This is a genomic window from Micromonospora sp. NBRC 101691 (genome assembly GCF_030269285.1).
GTDB classification, from domain to species: Bacteria; Actinomycetota; Actinomycetes; order Mycobacteriales; family Micromonosporaceae; genus Micromonospora; species Micromonospora echinospora.
Window position 1 is genome coordinate 1 of the sequence record NZ_BSTB01000046.1, and the last position, 2160, is coordinate 2160.

Genomic DNA, 2160 nt, shown 5'->3' on the forward strand with positions numbered 1-2160 from the left:
TGTCGGTTCCGCCTGAAAACTGACCACGTGGTTCCGGCTGAATCGGGACCACCTCCTGAAGCATCGGGAGGTGCTGAGCGTGGAGGACTGGGCGGAGATCCGGCGGCTGCGGCGGTCGGAGGGTATGGCGATCCAGGCCATCGCACGGCGGTTGAGGATGTCTCGCAACACCGTGAAGAAGGCCCTGGCCAGTGATGAGCCGCCGCGGTATCGGCGGGCGGCGAAGGGCTCGATCGTGGATGCGGTCGAGCCGCAGATCCGGGCGTTGTTGGCGGAGTTCCCGGAGATGCCCTCGACGGTGATCATGGAACGGGTCGGCTGGTCGCGGGGCAAGACGGTGTTCTGTGATCGGGTGCAGCAGCTGCGGCCGTTGTTCCGCCGCCCGGACCCGGCGCAGCGGACGGAGTATCTGCCGGGTGAGTTGGCGCAGTGTGACCTGTGGTTCCCGCCGGCGGACGTGCCGTTGGGCTTCGGGCAGGTCGGCCGGCCACCGGTGTTGGTGATGGTGTCGGGGTATTCGCGGTGGCTGACGGCGGTGATGATCCCGTCCCGGCAGTCGCCGGACCTGCTGGTGGGGCACTGGACGCTGATCTCCGGCTGGGACCGGACACCCAAGGCGTTGGTGTGGGACAACGAGTCCGCCGTCGGGCAGTGGCGGGCCGGCAGGCCGCAGCTGACCGAGGCGATGAACGCCTTCCGTGGAACCCTCGGCATCAAGGTGATCCAGTGCCGGCCCGCAGACCCAGAAGCGAAGGGCCTGGTGGAGCGGGCCAACGGCTATCTGGAGACGTCGTTCCTGCCCGGCCGCCGGTTCGCCTCACCGCAGGACTTCAACGCCCAGTTGGCGCAGTGGCTGGTGCGGGCGAACCACCGCCGGCATCGGACGTTGGGCTGCCGACCGGTGGATCGGTGGGACGCCGACCGGACCGCGATGCTGTCGCTGCCGCCAGTGCCGCCGGTGGTCGGCTGGCACCAGACCACACGCCTGCCTCGCGATCACTACGTTCGCTTGGACGGCAACGACTACTCGGTTCATCCGTCGGTCGTCGGGCGTCGTGTCGAGGTCAGCGCCGACGCCGGTCAGGTGGAGGTGTTCTGCGACGGCCGTCTGGTGGCCCGGCATGACCGGTGCTGGGCGAAGCATCAGAGCATCACCGACCCGGCTCACCGCCAGGCCGCCGTCGACCTGCGGACAGCCGCCCGACAGGCGCCGGCGCCAGCGGTCACGACTGAGGTCGAGCATCGCCGGCTGGCCGATTACGACCGGATGTTCGGCCTCGACGTCGAGGTGGCTGCGTGATGGCCGCGAAGACCAGCAACCGAAATGTCTCCTCGGAGATCGCGTTCCTCAGCCGGGCACTGAAGGCACCCTCTCTCGCCGCGTCAGTGGAACGTCTGGCGGAGCGGGCCAGGGCGGAGTCGTGGACGCATGAGGAGTTCCTCGCCGCCTGCCTGCAACGGGAAGTGGCTGCCCGGGAGGCTCACGGCGGTGAAGGGCGCATCCGGGCCGCCCGGTTCCCGGCGCGCAAGAGCCTGGAGGAGTTCGACTTCGAGCACCAGCGGTCGTTGAAGCGGGAGAGGATCGCTCACCTCGGCACCCTCGACTTCGTGGCGTCGAAGGAGAACGTCGTGTTCCTGGGCCCGCCCGGCACGGGCAAGACCCATCTGTCCATCGGCCTTGGGATTCGGGCCTGCCAGGCCGGATACCGGGTCGCGTTCGCCACCGCCGCCCAGTGGGTGTCCCGCCTCGCCGACGCCCACCACGCCGGCCGCCTCCAGGACGAACTCGTCAAGCTCGGCCGGATCCCCCTGCTGATCGTCGACGAGGTCGGCTACATCCCCTTCGAAGCCGAAGCCGCGAACCTGTTCTTCCAACTCGTCTCCAACCGCTACGAACGAGCGTCGCTGATCGTCACCAGCAACAAGCCCTTCGGCCGGTGGGGCGAAGTCTTCGGAGACGACGTCGTCGCCGCAGCCATGATCGACCGCCTCGTCCACCACGCCGAAGTCATCTCGATGAAAGGCGACAGCTACCGACTCAAGGACCGCGACCTCGGCCGCGTCCCCGCAGCCAGCAAGACCAACGACTAAAGATCAACCAAACCAAGGTGGTCCAGTTTCAGCCGGACCACGGTGGTCACGATTGAGGCGGCGTTGACA

The 2160-nt window shown here is 68.1% G+C and carries 2 protein-coding genes; both read left to right on the forward strand.

From position 1 onward, the window contains the following. Window positions 1-70 precede the first annotated feature (70 nt). Window positions 71-1300 carry an IS21 family transposase gene (istA, locus tag QSK20_RS31855; protein WP_285792311.1) on the forward strand — a complete coding sequence of 410 codons (1230 nt, stop codon included), beginning with the start codon at window positions 71-73 and terminating at the stop codon, window positions 1298-1300. Then, window positions 1300-2091 carry an IS21-like element helper ATPase IstB gene (gene istB, locus QSK20_RS31860; protein ID WP_285792312.1) on the forward strand — a complete coding sequence of 264 codons (792 nt, stop codon included), beginning with the start codon at window positions 1300-1302 and terminating at the stop codon, window positions 2089-2091. Before istA ends, istB begins: the two co-directional genes overlap by 1 nt. Window positions 2092-2160 lie beyond the last annotated feature (69 nt).